Annotated in this window: 19 protein-coding genes and 1 pseudogene; 10 read left to right on the top strand and 10 right to left on the bottom strand. The window is 64.2% G+C overall.

Annotated features, from left to right (window positions below; genetic code table 11):
* The 8 genes from pcaF to ACE3Q6_RS20465 all read right to left on the bottom strand — a co-directional run.
* Positions 1-1,110: 3-oxoadipyl-CoA thiolase (gene pcaF / locus ACE3Q6_RS20500; protein ID WP_374436545.1), on the bottom strand; the 1,110-nt coding region annotated here is incomplete at its 3' end.
* A 23-nt stretch (positions 1,111-1,133) separates the two neighbouring features.
* Positions 1,134-2,060: an electron transfer flavoprotein subunit alpha/FixB family protein gene (locus ACE3Q6_RS20495; protein WP_161763800.1), complete on the bottom strand. Its 927-nt coding sequence runs from the start codon at positions 2,058-2,060 to the stop codon at positions 1,134-1,136.
* Between the two features lies 1 nt (position 2,061).
* Complete coding sequence (locus tag ACE3Q6_RS20490) at positions 2,062-2,823, bottom strand: electron transfer flavoprotein subunit beta/FixA family protein (RefSeq protein ID WP_161763801.1); 762 nt, start codon at positions 2,821-2,823, stop codon at positions 2,062-2,064.
* Between the two features lie 68 nt (positions 2,824-2,891).
* Entirely contained in the window at positions 2,892-3,647 is a 756-nt protein-coding gene (locus ACE3Q6_RS20485; protein ID WP_161763802.1) for an SDR family NAD(P)-dependent oxidoreductase, read from the bottom strand.
* A gap of 87 nt (positions 3,648-3,734) precedes the next feature.
* Positions 3,735-5,372: an NAD(P)/FAD-dependent oxidoreductase gene (locus ACE3Q6_RS20480; RefSeq protein ID WP_310458082.1), complete on the bottom strand. Its 1,638-nt coding sequence runs from the start codon at positions 5,370-5,372 to the stop codon at positions 3,735-3,737.
* Positions 5,373-5,486: 114 nt separating this feature from the next.
* Positions 5,487-6,389 (bottom strand): alpha/beta hydrolase, encoded by a 903-nt coding sequence (locus ACE3Q6_RS20475; RefSeq protein ID WP_161763804.1) that lies wholly within the window; start codon positions 6,387-6,389, stop codon positions 5,487-5,489.
* A 207-nt stretch (positions 6,390-6,596) separates the two neighbouring features.
* Positions 6,597-8,672 (bottom strand): 3-hydroxyacyl-CoA dehydrogenase NAD-binding domain-containing protein, encoded by a 2,076-nt coding sequence (locus ACE3Q6_RS20470; protein WP_161763805.1) that lies wholly within the window; start codon positions 8,670-8,672, stop codon positions 6,597-6,599.
* Positions 8,673-8,680: 8 nt separating this feature from the next.
* Positions 8,681-10,135 (bottom strand): NAD-dependent succinate-semialdehyde dehydrogenase, encoded by a 1,455-nt coding sequence (locus ACE3Q6_RS20465; RefSeq protein WP_374436539.1) that lies wholly within the window; start codon positions 10,133-10,135, stop codon positions 8,681-8,683.
* Between the two features lie 175 nt (positions 10,136-10,310).
* Between ACE3Q6_RS20465 and ACE3Q6_RS20460 the strand changes: the two genes are divergently transcribed.
* The 6 genes and pseudogenes from ACE3Q6_RS20460 to ACE3Q6_RS20435 all read left to right on the top strand — a co-directional run.
* Positions 10,311-11,102 (top strand): IclR family transcriptional regulator, encoded by a 792-nt coding sequence (locus ACE3Q6_RS20460; RefSeq protein ID WP_161763806.1) that lies wholly within the window; start codon positions 10,311-10,313, stop codon positions 11,100-11,102.
* A 14-nt stretch (positions 11,103-11,116) separates the two neighbouring features.
* Positions 11,117-12,280 carry an acyl-CoA dehydrogenase family protein gene (locus tag ACE3Q6_RS20455; protein WP_161763807.1) on the top strand — a complete coding sequence of 388 codons (1,164 nt, stop codon included), beginning with the start codon at positions 11,117-11,119 and terminating at the stop codon, positions 12,278-12,280.
* Positions 12,281-12,297: 17 nt separating this feature from the next.
* Entirely contained in the window at positions 12,298-13,452 is a 1,155-nt protein-coding gene (locus ACE3Q6_RS20450; protein ID WP_161763808.1) for an iron-containing alcohol dehydrogenase, read from the top strand.
* Entirely contained in the window at positions 13,452-14,654 is a 1,203-nt protein-coding gene (locus ACE3Q6_RS20445; protein WP_161763809.1) for a CaiB/BaiF CoA-transferase family protein, read from the top strand. The genes ACE3Q6_RS20450 and ACE3Q6_RS20445 overlap by 1 nt, the downstream gene beginning before the upstream one ends.
* 53 nt (positions 14,655-14,707) lie before the next feature.
* On the top strand, positions 14,708-15,589 hold the full coding sequence (locus ACE3Q6_RS20440; protein ID WP_229825873.1) for an AraC family transcriptional regulator: 882 nt from the start codon (positions 14,708-14,710) through the stop codon (positions 15,587-15,589).
* Positions 15,590-15,742: 153 nt separating this feature from the next.
* Positions 15,743-15,883, top strand: a pseudogene (locus ACE3Q6_RS20435) (IS5/IS1182 family transposase); the annotation flags it as partial.
* A gap of 104 nt (positions 15,884-15,987) precedes the next feature.
* Here ACE3Q6_RS20435 and ACE3Q6_RS20430 read toward each other — a convergent pair.
* Positions 15,988-16,308, bottom strand: a complete 321-nt coding sequence (locus ACE3Q6_RS20430; RefSeq protein WP_161763810.1) for an H-NS family nucleoid-associated regulatory protein — start codon at positions 16,306-16,308, stop codon at positions 15,988-15,990.
* A gap of 425 nt (positions 16,309-16,733) precedes the next feature.
* Here ACE3Q6_RS20430 and ACE3Q6_RS20425 point away from each other — a divergent pair, with 425 nt between their 5' ends.
* Positions 16,734-17,138: a single-stranded DNA-binding protein gene (locus ACE3Q6_RS20425; protein ID WP_161763811.1), complete on the top strand. Its 405-nt coding sequence runs from the start codon at positions 16,734-16,736 to the stop codon at positions 17,136-17,138.
* A gap of 55 nt (positions 17,139-17,193) precedes the next feature.
* Here the strand turns inward: ACE3Q6_RS20425 and ACE3Q6_RS20420 are convergent, their stop codons facing one another.
* Complete coding sequence (locus ACE3Q6_RS20420; RefSeq protein ID WP_161763812.1) at positions 17,194-17,790, bottom strand: hypothetical protein; 597 nt, start codon at positions 17,788-17,790, stop codon at positions 17,194-17,196.
* A 39-nt stretch (positions 17,791-17,829) separates the two neighbouring features.
* Here ACE3Q6_RS20420 and ACE3Q6_RS20415 point away from each other — a divergent pair, with 39 nt between their 5' ends.
* From ACE3Q6_RS20415 to ACE3Q6_RS20405, 3 genes are all read left to right on the top strand, one after another.
* Entirely contained in the window at positions 17,830-18,735 is a 906-nt protein-coding gene (locus tag ACE3Q6_RS20415) for a hypothetical protein (protein ID WP_161763813.1), read from the top strand.
* Between the two features lie 137 nt (positions 18,736-18,872).
* Positions 18,873-20,072, top strand: coding sequence for a DUF932 domain-containing protein (locus tag ACE3Q6_RS20410; protein ID WP_161763814.1), 1,200 nt, complete (start codon positions 18,873-18,875; stop codon positions 20,070-20,072).
* A 126-nt stretch (positions 20,073-20,198) separates the two neighbouring features.
* On the top strand, positions 20,199-20,639 hold the full coding sequence (locus ACE3Q6_RS20405; RefSeq protein WP_282029545.1) for a RadC family protein: 441 nt from the start codon (positions 20,199-20,201) through the stop codon (positions 20,637-20,639).
* The last annotated feature ends 64 nt before the right edge of the window (positions 20,640-20,703 follow it).

Raw genomic sequence — 20,703 nt, 5'->3', positions numbered from 1 at the left:
CAGCGCGGCCGTGCCGGTGATCCTCGCACCCGACATGCCCAAGGGGTGACCCAGCGCGATGGCCCCGCCGTTGCGGTTCACCCGAGGGTCATCGTCGGCGATCCCGAGCTGGCGCAGCGTGGCCACGCCTTGCGCGGCGAAGGCCTCGTTCAGTTCGATCACGTCGAAATCTGCCTGGGAGAGCCCCAGCCGCGCCATCAGTTTCTGGCTCGCGGGTGCCGGGCCGATGCCCATGATGCGCGGCGGCACGCCCGCGGTCGCCCCGCCGAGGACGCGGGCGATCGGCGTCAGGCCATGCGCGCGGGCGGCGTCGGCGCTGGCCAGTATCAGCGCCGCGGCGCCATCGTTGACGCCCGACGCGTTCCCCGCCGTGACCGAGCCGTTCGGGAACAGTGACCGCAGCTTTGCCAGCGCCTCGGCCGTTGTCGCGCGGGGATGCTCATCGCGGTCTACCACCAGCGCCTCGCCCTTGCGCTGCGGGATCGTGACAGGGGTGATCTCAGCCGCGAGGCGCCCGTTGACTTGCGCAGCCGACGCCTTGGCCTGGCTGGACAGTGCCATCGCGTCCTGCGCCTCGCGGCTGATGCCGTAGTCATCCGCCACGTTCTGCCCGGTCTGCGGCATCGAATCCGTGCCGTAGGCCGCGTGCATCGCCGGATTGATCAGCCGCCAGCCGATGGTGGTGTCGCAGATCTCGGCGTTGCGAGAAAAGGCGTTGTCGGCCTTGGGCATTACGAAGGGGGCGCGGCTCATGCTTTCGACACCGCCCGCGATGACTAGCTGCGCCTCGCCGGCGGCGATCTGGCGCGCCGCGGTCAGCACCGCGTCCATTCCCGAGCCACAAAGCCGGTTGATCGTGGTCCCGGTGACGCCGACCGGCAGCCCCGCCAGCAACAGCGACATCCGCGCCACGTTGCGGTTATCCTCGCCCGCCTGGTTGGCGCAGCCGAAGATCACGTCATCGACCGCCGCCCAGTCCACACCCGCGTTGCGGTCCATCAGCGCTCGCAGGGGAATGGCCGCCAGATCGTCGGGGCGCACCGATGAGAGCGCCCCGCCATAGCGCCCGATCGGCGTGCGGATGTAGTCGCAGATGAAGACGTCGGTCATGTTGGTGCTCCGAGTGTGGCAACTTACAGCTTCTCGATCATTTCCGGCACGGCGGTAAACAGGTCTGCGACCAATCCATAGTCGGCGACCTGGAAGATTGGGGCCTCTTCGTCCTTGTTGATCGCGACGATGACCTTCGAATCCTTCATGCCGGCGAGGTGCTGGATCGCACCCGAGATGCCGACGGCGACGTAAAGGTCCGGAGCCACGACCTTGCCGGTCTGCCCGACTTGCCAGTCGTTCGGCGCAAAGCCCGAGTCCACCGCGGCGCGCGAGGCACCGACAGCGGCGTTCAGCTTGTCCGCGAGCTTCTCAATCAGCGCGAACTCGGTCTGCGAGCCCACGCCACGTCCGCCCGAGACCACGATCCCGGCCGACGTCAGCTCGGGACGGTCGGGGGACGCGACCTTATCCTCGACCCAGGCGGACAGCCCGCTGTCGACCGAGGCCGAGACCTTCTCGACCGGGGCGTTACCGCCCTTGCCCGCCGCATCGAAAGTCGCGGTGCGGATGGTCAGCACCTTCTTCGTATCCGAGGTCTTGACCGTGTGGATCGCGTTCCCGGCATAGATTGGCCGGTCGAAGGTCGCAGCGTCATGCACCGCCAGCACTTCCGAGATCACCATGACGTCCAGCAGGGCTGCCACGCGGGGCAGGACCGACTTGGACAATGCGCCCGAGGCGGCGACGATGTGCTCGTAGTCACCGGCCAGCGACACGACCAGCGCGGCGGTGGGCTCGGCCAGGCCATGCGCGTAGGCCCCGTCCTCGGCCAGTAGTACCTTCGCCACGCCTTCCAGCGTCGCGGTCTCGGCCGCAGCGGCCGCTGCATCGGGATCCGCGACCAGCACGGTCACTGGACCCAGCGATTTCACCGCGGTCAACGCCTTCGCCACCTGGTCGGTCGCGAGTTTCCCGTCAGCAACGTCGGCAAGAAGAAGAACGGCCATCTCAGATCACCCCTGCTTCGTCTTTGAGTTTTGCGATCAGCTCGGCCACCGAGCCGACCTTAACGCCCGCCTTGCGGCCCGCCGGTTCCACGGTCTTGACGACCGACAGCCGCGGGCTCACGTCCACGCCGTAGTCGGCAGGCGTCTTGGTCGCCAGCGGCTTGGCCTTGGCCTTCATTATGTTCGGCAGCGAGGCATAGCGCGGCTCGTTCAGGCGCAGGTCGACGGTGATGATCGTCGGCATCTTGACTGTGATCGTCTGCAGACCGCCGTCCACCTCGCGGGTGACCTTGGCTTGGTCGCCGTTGATCGACACTTCCGAGGCGAAGGTCGCCTGGCTCCAGCCGAGAAGCGCCGATAGCATCTGGCCGGTGGCGTTCATGTCGTTGTCGATCGCCTGCTTGCCGCAAAGGACGAGGCCCGGCTTTTCTTCCTTCACCACGGCCGCCAGCAGCTTGGCCACGGCCAAGGGCTCGATGTCCACATGCAGGTTGTCCGTCGCCTCGATCAGGATGGCGCGGTCGGCCCCCATCGCAAGCGCGGTCCGCAGCGTTTCCTGGGCCTGCTTGACGCCGATGGAGACGACCACGACCTCGGTCGCGATGCCCTTCTCCTTCAGACGGATCGCCTCTTCCACGGCAATCTCGTCAAAGGGGTTCATCGACATCTTCACATTGGCCAGATCGACACCCGTGCCATCCGCCTTCACGCGGACCTTCACGTTGTAGTCGATCACCCGTTTGACAGGCACCAGAACCTTCATGGGAGAGCTTCCTTTCTCACATCCCCTGTCCGCCCGGTCGTGCTGGGCGGACAGGGCAGTCATGTGCGTCAGTTTGCGGTGTAGCCACCGTCCACGACGATCTCGGCGCCATGGACGAACGAGGCTTCGTCCGAAGCAAGGAACAGCACCGCGTTCGACACTTCCTCGGGCTTGCTCGGACGCTTGAGGAGCGTGCAGCCCAGGATCGCCTGCCGCGTGGCCGGATCGGCGTGCAGCAGATCCTTGGTCATCGGCGTGTCAATGACGCCGGGGTGGATCGAGTTCACCCGGATCCCGGTATCTGCCAGATCGACGGCACAGGATTTGGTCAGCATCCTCACAGCACCCTTGGAACCGATATAGGCCCCGGCCATTGCCGCACCGACGATGCCGTAGATCGACGAAATGTTCACGATCGAGGCCTTGTCCGCTTCCTTCATCAGCGGCACGGCCGCGCGGATGCCCAGATAGACGCCCTTCACGTTGACGTTCATCGTCAGGTCGAATTCCTCGGGCGTTGTTTCGTGCAGGGGCTTCAAGATCAGCACGCCCGCGTTGTTGACAAGGATGTCCAGCCGCCCGGCCTTGGCACGCACAGTGGCAATGGCGTTGGCCCAGTCGGCTTCGCTTGCCACGTCATGCTTGATGAAGTCGGCCTTGCCACCTGCTGCCACAATGCCCTTGGCAACCGCCTCACCCGCCGCCACGTCGCGGTCGGTGACGAAGACATGCGCGCCTTCCCGCGCCAGAAGTTCGGAGTGGGATTTGCCCATCCCCATTGCTGCGCCCGTCACGAGGGCGACTTTTCCCGATACACGTCCCACAGACTCTCTCCCTTATTGCTGTGTGGTTTTCTTGGCGCATGGCGGGCCGGGCACAATCCTGCCCGGCCCGCCGCGCGTTCCGTAGCTTCAGGCGCTTGCCATCTCGCGGTCGAAGATCATGGTCTGGTAACCACCATCCTTCACCGCGTTGATCGCGTTGCGGTAATTGCCGATGCCCGCCATGTAGAACATCACCGCGTTCTTCTTGCCGGGGATGTTCGCACCGAAGATCCAACTTTCGGCTTTCGGGAATAGGGTCATGTCCGCAATTGTCCGGCAGAGCGTGACCCATTCGTCCCGGGCGGCCTCGGTCGGCTCGATGGCCTTCAGGCCCTTGCCCTCCATCATCTCGATGGTGTCGGCGATCCACTCGACCTGCGTTTCGATGCTCGGCGGCAGGTTGGTGAAGGGGCCATTCGGGCCAAGGATCATGAAGAGGTTCGGGAAATCCGTCTCCATCATGCCCAGATAGCCCAGGGGGCCGTCCTTCCACTTGTCGCGCATGGTGACGCCGCCGCGGCCGCGCATGTCCATCTTGACGTAGTTGCCGTCCACCGCGTCAAAGCCAGTGGCGAAGATCACCACATCCAGCTCATGCTCCGCGCCACTTTCCAGCCGGATACCGGTCGCGGTGAACTCGGCGATCGGGTCGGCCTTTACATCGGCGAGGGTGACGTTGGGCCGATTGTAGACCTCATAGTAGTTGTTCCCGCACAAGGGGCGCTTGGCATAGATGTCGCGCGGCGTCAGCGCCTTTGCGGTTGCGGGATCCTTCACGATTTCCTTGATTTTCTTCTTGATGAAGTCGGCAGCCGCGTCATTTGCGATCTGGCTGGTCGCAATGTCGCAGAACGTTCCAAACATGAAGTAGAAGCCGCCGCCGCGCTGCCATGCGGCCTCGAACACGCGTTCGCGTTCTTCAGGCGAAGCGGTTTCCGCAGGCACGGTGCTTTCCTCGAAGCCGAAGGCCACGACCGAGGATTTCACTTGTTTCCAGATGTCGTCGTAGTTGGCCTTTTGCTGGGCGATCGTCGCCTCGTCCTGGGGCGTGTTGCCGATCGGCACGACATATTGGGGCGAGCGCTGGAATACCGTAAGATGCCCGGCAATCGGAGCGGTCGCGGTGATGACCTGAACCCCGGTCGAGCCGGTGCCGATCACGCCGACGCGCTTGCCCTTGAGTTCGACACCCTCGGGCCAGTAGCCGGTGTGCAGCATCTGGCCCTTGAAGCTGTCAATGCCCTTGTATTTCGGCGTGTTCGTCGCGGACAGCAGGCCAAGCGCCGTGATCAAGTATTTCGCGGTGACCGTCTCGCCCTTGTCGGTTGTCACATGCCACAGCCCGGTTTCGTCATTGAAATGGGTCGCGGTGACACGAGTGTTGAACTGGAAGCTGCGGCGCAGGTCGTAGGTGTCTGCAACCTCGTTCATGTAGGCGAGGATTTCGGGCTGGGTAAGATAGCGGGTCTTCCAGCGACCCTTTTGCAAAAGCTCGCCGCTGAAGGAATAGCGGTAGACGAAGCTTTCGGTATCCGACAGCGCGCCGGGATAGCGGTTCCAGTACCAGGTGCCACCCACATCGCCTGCACTGTCGAAGGCCTTGACGTTCAGGCCCTGTTCATTGCGCAATTTGTAGACGGAATAGAGACCGCCGAAGCCCGCACCGATGACGACAGCATCGAAATCGGCGCCCTTGGTCTTTGTGGTTTCAACAGATTTGGTCATGATACTCCTCCCAGAGCATGGCACTGCCGCCCCGCGAAAAGCGGGTGAAAGGCCGGTTGACTGTGATGATATTTGTTGCTGCCCCGCGCCAGCTGGCGGCGCGGGGCAGTCGGATCAGAGGGCGCGATACCAAGCGGCGATGCGTGCCAGTTCCTGATCGGCCTCGGGGGCGCGGCCCGACAGGGCCGGGAAGACGTGCTGCATCCCCGGCACCACCGAGAGTGCGACGTTCACGCCCTGCGACTTGGCCTTGGCGGCCAGCGACTCGGAATCGCTTTGCAGCGTCTCGGCCCCGCCGCAAGTGATGTAGAGCGGCGGGAAGCCGGTGAAATCGTTTTCCAGCGGGTTGGCCAGCGGGTTCAGCGGATCGGTCGCGCCGCCGAGGAACATGCCGGCCATCGCTTCAAGGATCGGCTTGCCGACCAGCGCATCGGTGGCGGCGTTGGTTTCCAACGTCTTGCCGCGCAGCGCCATGTCAAGCCAGGGCGAATAGGCGATGACCGCACCCGGAAGGGGCAGGCCAAGGTCGCGGAACTTCAGCACCGAAGCGATGGCGAGGTTGCCACCCGCGCTGTCGCCTGCAGTCAGAATGTTCCTCGCCTCGAACCCTTGGGCCAGCAGCGCTTTGTAAGCGGCCACGGCATCCTCGATCTGGGCGGGGAAGGGGTGTTCCGGCGCACGGCGATAGTGCAGAATGCAGGCGGTCACGCCCAGCACTTTAGCAAGATGGCCCGCCATCTTTCGGTGGCTGTCGGCCGAACCAACAGCAAACCCGCCGCCATGAGTATAAACGATCACGCGCTTGGCGTCGGCGCCCACGGGCAGGGCCCAGATCGCCTCGACCCCGCCGACATGGTCGCTCTTGTAGGTGACGTTCTCCGGTTCCAGCGCGGGCTGGCCCCATTCGTCGAACATGCTGCGCAGGTTGGCGATGGTCAGGCCGGGGTTCGCGACCATTTGGTCGGTCCAGCTCTGATAGAGCGCACGCAGTGTATCGGCTTCCTTGCTGATTGCCATTTTATCCTCCAATGGTGGTGTTCCTGCCTTTCCTCGCCTCCGTCCGATCCTCCATCGGCACAGGGGGGCACGGAATATCCCTGATCACGAGACGCTACAGCCATTGGCGGTACCGCGTATTGAACGTGCTTGCTTGCCGCGTAGCATCTTCTTGCTGTTTCGCGCCCCCAGTGCGGCGCGGGGGCGGTCCGGGCTGGGGCGCGGGGATCAGGCGTTGGCCTTGGCGGCGTTCAGGCTGTCCAGGGTCAGCCCCTTTGCGGCCAGACGCGCCAGCAGCGGCGGCACCGCCCATCCCTGCGGATCGGCCGTGGCCAGCGCCGCATAGCGCGCCAGCAGGTCTTTCGCCCCAAGGCTGTCGGCATGATGCATCAACCCGCCGCGCCAGCGCGGAAAGCCGTAGCCATGCACCAGCGCCAGGTCGATGTCCTGCGGCCGTTCGGCGATGCCTTCGTCAAGGATGGCACAGGCCTCGGCGATCATCGCCAGGGTGATCCGCTCGACGATCCCCTCTGCGGTAAAGCTGCGCCGCGTCTTGCCCGCTTCGGCCGAGACCCGGTGGATCTCCTCCGTCACCAGTGCCGACACCACGGGCTTGCCCTCTGCGCCGTAATCATACCACCCCGCGCCGGTCTTACGGCCAAGGCGCTTGTGATCCTCGACCAGCCGTTCCACCAGCGGGACGTGACGCGGGGTGGCGCCAGCGTTCTGCCGCCGGATGTTGGCGTAAGCGATGTCCAGGCCGGACATGTCCTGCGCCTCATAAGGCCCCATCGCCATGCCGAAGCCCTGCATCGCGGCATCGATCTCGGCCGGCAAGGCGCCCTCGACCAGCAAGAGGTTCGCCTCCTGCCGGTAGCGCGTCAGGATGCGGTTGCCGATGAAGCCGTCGCACACACCCGACAGGACCGGAACCTTGCCTAACCGCCGTGCCAGCGCGAAACCCGCGCCAAGTGTTTCGGGCGAGGTGCGCTCGCCCTTCACGATCTCCAAGAGCTTCATGACATGGGCCGGGCTGAAGAAATGCAGCCCGAGGAACCTCGTCGGGTTCTTTAGGTCATCGGCGAGGCGGTTCACGTCAAGGTATGAGGTGTTGGTGGCCAGGATGGTTTCTGGCGGCAGGGCGGCCTCAAGCTCGGCAAAGATCGCGCGCTTGACGTCAAAATCCTCGAATGCCGCCTCGATGGCCAGATCGGCGGGTGGCAGGTTGTCGTATCCGGCTACGGTGGTCAGGCGGCCGTGAACGGCTTCGCCGTCGATTGCAGACAGCGTGCCACGGGCGACCCCCTGATCAACCAGCTTGCGAAGATTGTCCTCGGCCCGCCCCGCCGCCGTCGCGTCACGCTCGACAATCGTCACCGCGATGCCTCCGGTTGCGAAGGCGTAGGCGATGGAGGCCCCCATGTTGCCGCCGCCGACGACAATGGCCGTCGCTATATCGCGCGCCGGTCTGGGATAGTCGCGCCCACGGTTGCCAGCCGCCCGTTCGGTAAAGAACACATGCCTGAGCGCGCGCGCCTGAGCCGAGGCGCGCAGGTCCAAAAACGCCGCCCGTTCTCGCGCCAGCCCTTCGGCCAGCGGCAGCGTGGCACTGGCCGCGACCAGACCCACGGCGATTGGCGGCGCAATCTGGCCGGTCAGGCGCCGCTTCGCATGAGCCAGCATAGCGGCCACGGCGTCCTCATCCACTTGGGGCGCGGGTTGCTCGTCCGGCCCTCGCGCTGCGGCAAGTAGAGCGTCGTCAATGGCCAGCGCGACTGCCAGCGGGTTGTCCGCAAGCTTGTCGACCAGCCCCAGCGACAGCGCCTTGCCTGCCGCGATGGCCTTGCCGGTCACGATCATGTCCAGCGCCGCCTTGACGCCGATCAGGCGCGGCAGCCTTTGCGTCCCGCCTGCGCCCGGAACAATGCCCAGAACCACCTCGGGCAGGCCAAGCTGCGCGCCGGGCGCGGCGATGCGGTATCGGCAGGCTAGCGCGATCTCCAGCCCGCCGCCCAATGCCGCCCCGTTGATCGCGGCGATCGTCGGGATCGCCAGCCCCGCAAGATGCAGCAGCACATCGTTCAGGTGCGGTTCGATCGGCGGCAGGCCGAACTCCCTCGCATCCGCACCCGCGACAAAGGTGTTGCCCGCGCCGGTGACGATCAGGCGGGTCGCGCCCTGTGCCATCGCCGCGTCCATCCCACGCATCAGTCCCGCCCGAACCTCGGCACTGAGCAGGTTCAAGGGCGCATTGTCGAAGGTCAGGATGGCCGCGCCACCACTCAGGTTCAGATCAACGGACATGTTAGACCTCACTGGACCGGCGCGGAATTGCGCGAGATGAACTTGGTGGACAGGTAGCCGTCAAACGTCTCGGTCCCGCCTTCGCTGCCATAGCCACTGTCGCGTACGCCGCCGAACGGCGTTTCCGGCAGGGCGAGGCCGAAGTGGTTGATGCTGACCATCCCCGCTTGCAAGCCTGCTGCTGCACGGTCGGCCCGTTCCAACGAATTGGTGAAGATGTAGGAAGCAAGGCCGAAGGGCAGGCCATTGGCGCGTGCCAACCCGTCCTCGATCTCGCGGAAGGGCGACACGACCGCGACCGGACCGAAGGGCTCGTCGCGCATCAGGGCGATGCTGTCGTCGGGCGTGTTGACGATCGTGGGCGCGTAGAAACTGCCGCTGTTGCCGATCCGGGTGCCCCCGGTCAGCACCTCGGCGCCGTTGTCGCGCGCATCGGCCACAAGCCTTTCCATCGCCGTCACCCGGCCCGCATGGCAAAGCGGTCCCATCTGCGTGCCCTCGGCCAGGCCGTCACCGACCTTCACGGCCTGAAACGCCGAGACCAGCTCCGCAAGGAACCGCTCGTGAATGCCCGCCTGCACAAAGAATCGGGTGGGCGAGACGCAGACCTGCCCGGCATTGCGCAGCTTGTTGCCCGCCAGAGCCCGCGCTGCCGCTCCGGCATCCGCGTCATCGAAGACCAGCACCGGCGCGTGGCCGCCCAGTTCCATCGTGGCCCGCTTCATGTGCCGCCCGGCCAGCGCGGCTAGATGCTTGCCCACCTCGACCGACCCGGTGAAGGTGATCTTGCGCAAGACCGGATGCGCGATAAGCGTTTCCGAGATGAAGGCCGAGTTGCCCCAGACGAGGTTCAGGCAACCCTCGGGCAGACCCGCCTCCTGCAGGAAGCGCGCGATGGCAAGGCAGCCTGCCGGGGCTTCGGCCGGGCCTTTCAGGATCATCGTGCAGCCCGACGCCAGCGCGGCGGCGACCTTTCGCACAGCCTGGCTCAGCGGAAAGTTCCAAGGGGTGATGGCAAGGCAGACACCCACCGGCTCGCGCACGACCAACTGCTGCACCGTCGGATTGCGCGAAGGCACGATGCGGCCATAGATGCGGCGACATTCCTCGGCGTGCCAGTCGACGTGGTCGGCGGACGCGCGCACCTCGACCAGCGCTTCGGCTAGCGGCTTGCCTTCATCCAGCGTGATCCAGCGGGCGATCATCGCATCGTTTTGCCGCAGAAGATCGGCGAACCGGCGCAGGATCGCGCCACGATCGGTGGGCGAACGGTCCTTCCAAGTGGCAAAGGCCGATTCGGCGTGGCGCACCGCACGCTCCAGATCCTCGGCCGTGGCCTGGGGAATTCGGCCAATCTCGACCCCGTTGGCCGGGTTGATGACCGCCCGATCGCCGGTAGTTGCACTCGCCAGCCAATCCTTGCCGATGAGGTGGCGGATTTGCGGGTAATCCAGATTATTCATGATGTTCACGTCCTCGCTTGGCAGCGCCACCCGCTGTTCCATTGATGCAAGCGGGATAAGGCGGGCAGCTTCTTTATTCCGCTATGCGGAAAAATATTCCGCAGTATTGACGTGGACCATATCTTTGCTTTAGAGATCATTCAATACGCAGCATCTGTCCTTGAGGAGGGACACCGTGAGGCCAAGGAAGGAGAAACCCGAGGATGACGAACAGGACCGCGACTTCGTGGTGGCCTTGGCGCGCGGCCTGGAACTTCTGCGCGCCTTCCGGCGTGAGGGCGAGGCGCTGGGCAACCGCGATCTTGCCGAACGCGCGGCGCTCAGCAAATCCACCGTCTCACGGCTGACCTACACGCTGCACAAACTGGGGTATCTCAGCTACAACCCAGACACCGCGCGCTACGTGTTGGCGCCCCCGGTGCTGTCACTGGGCTTTTCCTGCCTTGCTGGGATGCCCCTGCGGCAACTGGCCAAGCCTTACATGCAGGAACTCGCCGATTACACCGGGATGCCGGTGGCAATGGCCAGCCGCGACCGCCTGTCGATGGTCTATCTGGAACGCTGCAAGGGCACCAATGCGGTGACGCTCGCGATCGAAGTCGGCGCGCATATCAAGCTGGCCACCACCGCAGTCGGCCGGGCCTGTATCGCCGCCCACCCCGAGGACGAGCGCGCCCGGATGATCGACGAGGTGCGCGAGCACGAAGGCGAGAACTGGCCAAACGTCCAGCCCGGTATCGAAAAGGCGATCGAGGATTACCAGACCCGTGGCTACTGCACCTCCTATACCGAATGGAAGCGCGACGTGAACGCGGTGGCGGTGCCCTTCATCCCACGCGACGGCTCGCCCATCGTCGCCTTCAACTGTGGCGGCCCCTCGCAGACCCTGACGCGCGACTGGATCGAAAGTGATGTCGCGCCCCGCCTTATCAACGTTGTCCGCCACGTGGCGGCCGTAGCCCCCTGACCCCAGAGAATACCATGGCCCTAGACTCCGATACACTCGCCCAGTTCCTCGACGCGCTCGACCGCTTCGTCAAGGAACGCCTGATCCCGAACGAGGCGCTGGTCGCCGAAGAAGACGCGATCCCGCCCGCGCTGGTGCAGGAGATCCGGGAAATGGGCCTTTTCGGCATGTCGATCCCAGAGGAATACGGCGGCCTTGGCCTTTCCATGTCCGAAGAGGTGCAGGCCGCCTTCGTGCTGGGTCAGACCTCGCCGGTGTTCCGCTCACTGGTCGGCACCAACAACGGCATCGGGTCGCAGGGCATCATCATCGACGGCACCGCCGAACAGAAGGCGAAATACCTGCCCGCGCTGGCTTCCGGCGAAATGATCGCCTCCTTTGCGCTGACCGAACCGGATGCTGGGTCGGACGCAGGCAGCTTGCGCACCACCGCCCGCCGCGATGGTGACCATTTCGTGCTGAACGGGACCAAGCGCTATATCACCAACGCGTCGCGCGCCGATGTCTTCACCGTTTTTGCCCGCACCAATCCCGAGACAAAGGGATCGTCCGGCGTCAGCGCCTTCATCGTCGAGGCCGGAACGCAAGGCCTGTCGCTGGGCCAGCCCGACAAGAAGATGGGTCAGAAGGGCTCGCACACCTGCGACGTGATCCTTGAAGATGTCCGCGTCCCCGCCGCCAACATCATTGGTGGCCCGGCGCGGGAAAACCAAGGCTTCAAGACCGCGATGAAGGTGCTGGACCGGGGGCGTCTGCATATCTCGGCAGTCTGCGTCGGGGCAGCCGAACGGCTGATCCGCGATGCGCTGGCCTATGCGATGGAGCGCCGCCAGTTCGGCGAACCGATTGCCGAAAAGCAACTGATTCAGGCCATGCTGGCAGACAGCCGCACCGAAGCCTTCGCCGCCCGCTGCATGATCGAGGAAACAGCCCGGCGCAAGGACGCCGGGGCGAACGTGTCCACCGATGCCGCCTGCTGCAAGATGTATGCCTCGGAAATGGTGGGCCGGGTGGCCGACCGGGCGGTGCAGATCCACGGCGGCGCAGGCTACATGGCCGAATATGCCGTCGAACGCTTCTACCGCGATGTGCGCCTTTTCCGCATCTACGAAGGCACCACCCAGATCCAGCAGGTTCTGATCGCGCGGAACATGATCCGCGATGCTGCTGCCGCCTGACCGAACCGGAGCCCATGATGGATTTCAACTTTCTCGCCACCCCCAGCATCGTCTGCCAGAGCGGCGGCCTCGCCCAGCTTGGCAGCCTGACCAAAGGTCTGTCAGTCACCCGCGCCTTCGTGATCACCGACCCCGGCATCGTCGCCTGCGGTTTTGCCGGTGAGGCGGTCGCGGCACTCAACGGCGCAGGCATCGCTGCCGAGATCTTTGATAAAGTGCAGGCCGACCCACCCATCGCGGTTGTCGAGGCCGCAGTTGAGGCCGCGACTAGCTTCGGCGCCGACGGCGTCATCGGTCTGGGCGGCGGCAGTTCGCTCGATACCGCAAAGGTCGTGGCGGTCGCCGTGGCCAGCGGCCAGCCGATTGCCGACATGATCGGCGTGGACCGCGTGAGGGGCCAGCGCCTGCCACTGATCCAGGTGCCGACCACCGCCGGAACCGGGTCCGAGGTGACCTGGGTTTCGGTGCTGACATCGGAGAGCCACGAGAAGAAGGCGGTCTATGCGCCGCAGCTTCTGCCCGACATCGCCCTTCTGGATGCCAAGCTCACGCTCGGGATGCCACGTTCGATCACTGCGGCCACCGCACTGGATGCGATGGTGCATGCGATCGAGGCCGCAACCAGCCGCACCCGCAAGAACCCTATTTCCGACGGTCTGGCCGACAAGGCGCTGGTCCTTCTGGGCCAGAACCTGCCCCGCGTGCTGGATACCCCGACGGACCTTGAGGCGCGCGAAGCGATGTTGCTGGGCGCCACTCTGGCCGGGATGGCCTTCATCAACGCCAGCGTCGGCGCGATCCACGCGCTGTCCTATCCCCTTGGCACCGGTTTCCACGTTCCGCACGGCCATGCCAACGCGCTGGTGGCAGGCCCGGTCCTGCGCTTCAACCTGCCCGTCGCCGAGGCGGAATACGCCCGCCTGTCGCGTCTCCTTTTGCCTGCCCGCCATTTCAACTCCGACGCGGCGGCGGCCCTTGCCCTGATCGAGGAAATGGAGCGGATGCTGAAGGCCAGCGGCCTCAAGGCCCGCCTGTCCGAGGTTGGTGTGACCGAGGCCGCCATTCCCGGCATGGCAAACGAGGTCGTGACCGGTATCAGCCGGCTGCTGGCCACCAACCCGCGCGACATGACGGCCGACGACGTGGCCTCCCTTTACCGCGAGGTGTTGTGATGCCCGGCGCGCTTGACGGAATCCGCGTCCTTGACCTCAGCCGCGTGCTGGGCGGCCCCTATTGCACCCAGACGCTGGCCGACCATGGCGCCGAGATCATCAAGGTCGAGCCTCCGCAAGGGGACGAGACGCGCGGCTGGGGCCCGCCCTTCAACGACGGGCTTTCCGCCTATTTTTCCGGCGCCAACCGCAACAAGCGCTCCATCGCCATCGACATCGGCAAGCCCGAGGGGCGCGACGTGATCCTGCGCCTGCTCGAAGGCGCCGACGTCCTGGTCCACAACTTCAAGTCCGGTGCTTTGGAAAAATGGGGTCTCGGCTATGATGCGGTGCTCAAGAACCGTTTTCCCCGCCTGATCCTTTGTCACGTCACCGGCTTTGGTGCCGATGGCCCGTTGGGCGGCTTCCCCGGCTATGACGCCGTGGTGCAGGCGATGACCGGCCTGATGAGCATCAACGGAAACCCGGCCAATGGCCCGACGCGGATGGGCACGCCCATCGTGGATATCGGCACAGGACTCATCGCCTGCAATGCGGTGCTGGCGGCTATCATCGAACGGTTCCGCTCTGGGCTGGGCCAAGCAATCGAAGTGCCACTTTACGACTGCGCCATCAGCATGATGCACCCGCAAGCTGCAAACAGCCTCATGTCGGGAAAGGTCCCGGTTGCCACCGGCAACGGGCACCCCAACATCGTGCCCTATGACATGTTCGAAACCCGAACCGGCAAGTTATACCTCGCCGTTGGCAACAACGGCCAGTTCGCCAAGCTCTGCGAGGTGCTAGGCCTGTCCGACGTCCCGCAAGACCCCCGCTTTGCCGACAACGCTGCCCGGCTGGCCCACCGCGCCGAAATCACGGAAATCCTGTCTGCGCGCCTTGCGGAGAGCGACGCCCGGGCGCTTGAACCCGCGCTGCTGCGCGCAGGTGTCCCGGCAGGCGTGGTGCGCAACGTGATCGACGCGCTTGACCACCCGCATACCCGCCATCGCGGCATGGTGGTGTCGGTCGGCAGCTACAAGGGCACTGGCGTTCCGGCACGTCTGTCGCGGACACCAGGCGAAGTCCGCGCCGCCCCGCCCCGGTTCGCACAGCATAGCCGTGTCCTGCTCAAGGAGGCGGGTTTTTCGGAACAGCAGATCGACGATCTGACGCAGTCGGGCGTCGTTCTTGAGGAACGGACGGACACGGTTCAGAGATGACGCGCAAAGCCGGGCCGCCAACTCGGCCCGACCGCCAATAAAGGGGGAGCCAGATGCAGAAAGCACTCGTGACGCCAGACCGGATTCCTGAGTGGATTCCCGGCACAATCACGATGGACAGTTCCGGCCGGGACTGGAAGGGCATCACGATGAAAGGCTACCACTACGATCGCCAGGACGCGGCCATCCCCGCGATGCGCGATTACATGATCGTAGCCTACGACGGAAATCCGACGACCATGCTGCGAACAAGTGGCGGATCAAGGCAAAGCGCGCCCGTTGGCAGGGGCAGGATCTCGCTTTTGACGCGGGCCGAGCAATCCACGTGGTGCTGGGCAGAACCGATCAAGGTTCGGCATATCTACATCGGTCATGACTGCCTTGAGGACACGGCACAGACCGTGTTTGGCCGCAGTCCGCAATCCGTCGAGATACAAGATCAGGTTTCGGCCGAGGATCCGGTTCTGCTAAACTGCTTCCACATGCTTGAAAACGAACTGCGCAACGGTGGCATGGGGCAGCGCCTGATGATTGACGCGCTGCGCAACCAGATCGCGGTGCATATGCTGCGACGCTATGCCCGGATCCGGCTTGCCGATGAAAGCGGCTCCGCCTTCAGCCCGACTCAACGCAAACGCATCATAGACCTCATCGAAGACCAGCTCAGCGAAAACATCAGCCTTGACGATCTCGCCGCTGCCGTCGGCCTCAGCCCGTTTCACTTTTCCCGCCAGTTCAAGGCCGACTTCGGGATCGCCCCATACGCCTTTGTAATCCAGAAACGTGTCAGCAAGGCACAGGAGATGCTCCGACGCGGGCGCCTTCCACTTAAGTCGGTCGCGCTGGACTGCGGTTTCTCCGACCAAAGCCACCTTTGCCGTACATTTCGCAAGATAGTAGGTGTGACGCCAGCCCAGTACCAGAACAGAGCATGACTTTCGCCGCGAGTATCATTTGCAGGTCTTGACCTTCTGCGAGCACAAACGATGGCGGACCTCTGTTGGGCTCTGACTTGCCCCCTCCACCAAGTCAGGACCAATTGATCATTCGCTCGCTGCGTCACTCGGACTCCGTGAGGAGACTGACCGATAAGCAACCTTTTCTGGCTGACAGACGCACAGATGGCGCGGTTTCAACCTTTCTTTCCAAAAGGCTATGGCAACCCCCGCGCCTTCATAAATCGCAATGGTGTGCTCTGGTGTGATACGCGTCGGGAGTATGGCCCAGCATTTGGATCGATCTGGAGGCACCGGGGATCACGTTTTCCACATAGCCGCCGTTGGCTGTGATCCGCACGAAGGGCTGCTAAGGGCCGAAAGCGTAGGTCAAGCCTTCAACTGATGGCCAGGTCGCTCGCGGTCTTTCCCGCATCCAAAGCCTTCACGAACCACTGCGGTTTCCGCCCCCGGCCGGACCAGGTGAGCGCCGGGTTCTCAGGGTGCCGGTATTTCGCCGCGGCAGGCGCACGGGAGGATTTCGTATCGGTGCTGACAAGTTCGGCCAAGGAGTAGCCCAGATCCCGGGCGAGCGCTTCTACCTTGGCGCGGGCTTCCGCCTTCTGCCGGTCCTCATAGGTGGAAATCGCCTTGGCGATGTCCTTCTGCATTTTCTTCAGCTCGCTGAGCGACAGTGCCTCGAGATCGTAATCAGCCATTTGTGCGGTCCGTATCCGAATGTCCCGGTATCGATCGCCCGTCGCGGCAGGGCGCCGCAACTCCCGGAGGGCAGGGGCAGGGGTGGCATAGGCTGGTGATCTCCGTTTTCGTCGCCGGTGAGGTGCTGAACTGGGGGGGCAGGCTGTCCCGATGGGCAAGGTGATAGGGTCCGGCATGGGCTCCCCGCACATCTCTGGCTTCTGGGCCATCCCTTCGACTGACAATCCCCTAATCCCGTTCTGGCTCTCGCGCGCAACCCCGCTTCAGTCCGGGCCGTGTTGCCCCTTTGGGGCTGCCCGCTCCACCCCGGTCCTCTGGGGGTTTCCGGCGTCCGTTCCGTCCACCGTGCACGCGTCACCCGACGGGCTTTTTCCGGGTCTTGTCGAAGGGACGGTCCCGAAGACAGGAGCAACAGGAGCTTACCATGCAGAACATCGTCATCCTCGCCGGCAACATCGGTCAGACCCCCGAAGTCCGCACCACCCAGGGCGGCACCAAGATCACCAACTTCAGCCTCGCCACCTCCCGCCCCCGCCTCTCGGAAGGTCGCGTGCTGCGCGACGAGAATGGCTACCGGGTCATGGACACCGAATGGCACCGTATCACCTGCTTCAACGGTCTGGGCAAGACGGTCGCGGAGCATTGCGAAAAGGGCATGAAGGTCCTCGTCCACGGCCGCATCCACTACACCAAGTGGATCGACAGCATGGGGAACGACCGCTACGGCTGCGAGATCATCGCCGAGAAGGTCGACTTCCTGAGCCGCCCGAAGTCGGCCGAGAACGAAAGCCCCGAGCTGGTCGACCGCGACGACGAGATCCCGTTCTGAGGATCGGGGTCTCCCCCTGGGGCCCGGCGGGGAAACCCGCCGGGTCTGTTAAACTTCAGCCTAGCGTCTTTATCGCCGCCAGCTTCTTGTCGATCCTACCGATGTGGTGGTCCCAGTCATCTGCCCAGCCCTCTGCGTTCGCTTGCTTGCAGAGCACCCTCGCCAAGGTCCAGTTGCCGCGCTTCTCTTCGATGATGCGAAGCTGCCGGTAGCCCGCGTGGGCCGGGATGAAGCCCCAGTTCTTGTCCTCGCGGAAGAACCGGACGACATTAGCCCCGAGGCCGATCTGGCGCTGGAAACTCTTCACGGCCTCGTCCAAAGCGAATGGATCGTGATCCCGCCACCGGTAATAGAACGCACCTCTGACCGCAAAGTAGAAGTGCAGGTCAAGAACCGGGACGTTCTCGTTTACCAGCGTGTCAGCCCGATCTAGCAGCTTGTACCCCAGATGGCGCAGGTGCTCCTTCTTCAGGTATTCCGCCAGCGTGCCGAGGCTGTTGGGGTTGGTCGACCGCGCAAGGCTTTCCGCCGTGCCTCCGCCTAGTGGCGCGAAGACCCCTTCAATGGTCGCGCGCACCTCCTGCGTGAAGGCGTCCGTCCACCAGTCACCGTTCGGTTTCGATTCGGCTTTTCGACGGATGAATGGCAGCATCCTGTTTCCCTGTCCCACCACCGTGGGTAGCATCGCATCATGCAAATACCTGACGACATCACACCCATTCTGCGCGAGATCGACCAGTCGCTCAAGGAGAAGGCAATACCGCCACACTCGCGCCCCATCATGGCGGTGATCGAGTTCGGAAAAAGGTTCCGCATCAGTCTTCCCATTGCGAAGCTCCCGCCCGGTGCACCGGCAGAACTGGTCGCCACCAGCGTATACACCGACCGCATCCACCGCTGGTACGAAGAGGTCTACGGCGATCTGATCAAGACCGATTTCTCAGAGGAGGCCAAGGTCGCGGTCCTCGCGGATGGGGACATCTGGGAGATGCGAATTCCGTTGAGCTACGGGATGACGGTTATTGGGGTGAAGCGCGAGTTGCCGAAGGAGACCGGCAACACGATCGGGACGAAAGTTCTGGACCTCAACGCTTGCGCCTCCCTTACTGGCATCACCGAGGCCCGCCTTCAGCACTTCTCGGATGATGACCTGAACGAGGTCTATGGGCTTTTCGTGGTGGGCCTCGACGTTCGCAAGGCATTCGACCGTTTCCGCAAGGCCGACCCTATGTTCGCTGCCGCCGAGGATGACTGGGCTGCCGCCGTTGCGAACATGACCAGTCAGTCACCGAACTGGGGACACGCGAGATGGGCATCTCTTCAGATGACCGAGAAGTTCATGAAGGGCCTGATCACGCTGGTTGGGGACGTCCCGGTCAAACGGGTTCACGACCTGACGGCGTTGCACGACGCACTCGCCTTCTCTGCCGCGGGCATGAACCTCAAGCACCTCCTTGCGGACATCCAATGCGGCGCTGGTGTCCGCTATAACGACCCGAAGATGCCATCCACGCGCCAGCAGGCCTACGCCGCGCACAAGGCCAGCCTGCTCGTCGTACGTGTCTTGGGCGACGTCCAATACAGCCAAAACCGATGACCACCCGCAGGCCTCGGACACTGCCGCTTTGCTCTAATTCGCCATTGTGAACCCAAGAGTGAGAGGAGTGCCGGTTTCCCGGTGACGGGTTGAGGGCAGGGAGAGTGGCTCCCGGCGCCCGTCGCGGGAGATAGCCGATGGGCGTTGTGGAAGTTCTGGATCCGGTTGCACCGACGCGGGCTGGTGGCTGGAAAGTGGATGTGAGCCGGGGTGAGCGGAACGGGCGAGTGTCGTCCGAATGGTTCAACCGGCCGGATGACGAGCGGTATCTGTCGCTCGACGATCTCTGGGCCAATGTGAAGAGCCGCTCCGAGCGCAGCCGCAGCAGGGTGGTGCAGACGGTCGACATCCGAGTCGAGGCGGCGCGCGACAACCCCGAACGGTTGCACCTGATGCTGCCGAAAGCGCACGAGCCGGTTGCACCCACGCACTGGGCCTTCGGCCAGCTTGCCAGCATCGTCGGCGCTCCGGCCTCCTACCTGCGGCAGTTGCCCGCGCCGCTGGCGGGGATCAACCTGCAGTATGGCCTGACCAATCACCGCGCAGAGCAGGTGAAAACCTTCGAGACGGAAGACGGCCGCACCGAACTGCGCGCCGTGACCGGTCCTGACTATGGCCGCATCCATGACCATGAGTTAGTCGAGGCCGTGCAGCGCATCGCGGGCAATGGCACGGGCGACACGCGCTGGAAGGTGCCGGGCGTGCTCGACTGGTCGACCGGGGTCTACAACCCTGATGTAGAGATCAGCCGCGACACGACCACCCTCTATGCCTCGGATCGCGATGTTTTCCTGTTCCTAGTCGACGATCACAACCCGATCGAGGCGGGCCGGCTGCCGGACGGCTCCCCCGATCTCTACTTCCGGGGGTTCTACTGCTGGAACTCCGAGGTGGGGGCCAAGACCCTCGGCATGGCGAGCTTCTACCTTCGGGCCGTGTGCCAGAACCGCAACCTCTGGGGCGTCGAGGATTTCCAGGAGATCACCATCCGCCACTCGAAATACGCCGCTTCCCGCTTTGCCCATGAGGCGGCCCCGGCCCTGACGCGGTTCGCCAATTCCTCGCCGCAGGGGTTCGTGAACGGTATCAAGGCGGCGCGGCAGCAGATCGTGGCACGGACAGATGAGGATCGGGATGACTTCCTGCGGAAGCGTGGCTTCTCGAAGGCCGAATCCGGAAAGATCATCGAGAAGGTGCTGATGGAAGAGGGCCGCCCGCCCGAAAGCATCTTCGACTTCGTGCAGGGCATCACACGGCTAGCACGCGACAAAACCCAGCAGGATGCCCGCCTCGACATGGAAGGGCGGGCCAAGAAGCTCCTCGACCGGGTCGGCTGACGCCGGGCCCGAAAACGCGACCGCTCGCACGCGCGGCGGTCGCGCCCCTTTCCCTTCCAGCAGCACGCCACTGGCTCCGCCCCGAAAGGGTAGGGGGCTTCGATGTGCGCAATCAGCGAGACACCCATGACCCCCCACGAAGAAACCATCGTCCTCGAGGCCCGTGACATCCTCGGCCGCTACCTCAGCCAGAACCCGGTCATCGGCAGTTGGCAGGCGCTGATGGACTATTGCGCGCTGACCGTCCGCGGCCCGATCGAACGCTTCCACGTCCTCTACCTCGACCGCAAGAACCGCATCATCTCCGATGAGCTCTTGTCGACCGGCACGGTCGATCACGTTCCGGTCTACCCGCGCGAGGTGATCAAGCAGGCGCTGATGCTGAATGCCAGCGCCCTGATCCTGATCCACAATCACCCGTCAGGCGATCCCACACCGTCGGAAGCTGACCTCAACATGACCAAGGAGATCCAGAAAGGTTGCAAATATCTCGGCCTGACGCTGCACGATCACATCATTGTCGGTGCGGGGACCGAGCTGAGCCTGCGGGCCCTCGGCAAGCTCTGACGTGTCTTTCCGGCCTGCCACCGCCGCCCCTTCGAGGAAGAGGGCGGCGGTTTGGTCTTTGACG

This window comes from Tabrizicola sp. (assembly GCF_041913445.1).
Taxonomy (GTDB): Bacteria; Pseudomonadota; Alphaproteobacteria; order Rhodobacterales; family Rhodobacteraceae; genus Tabrizicola.
This window is presented reverse-complemented; position numbering and strand designations above follow the sequence as displayed.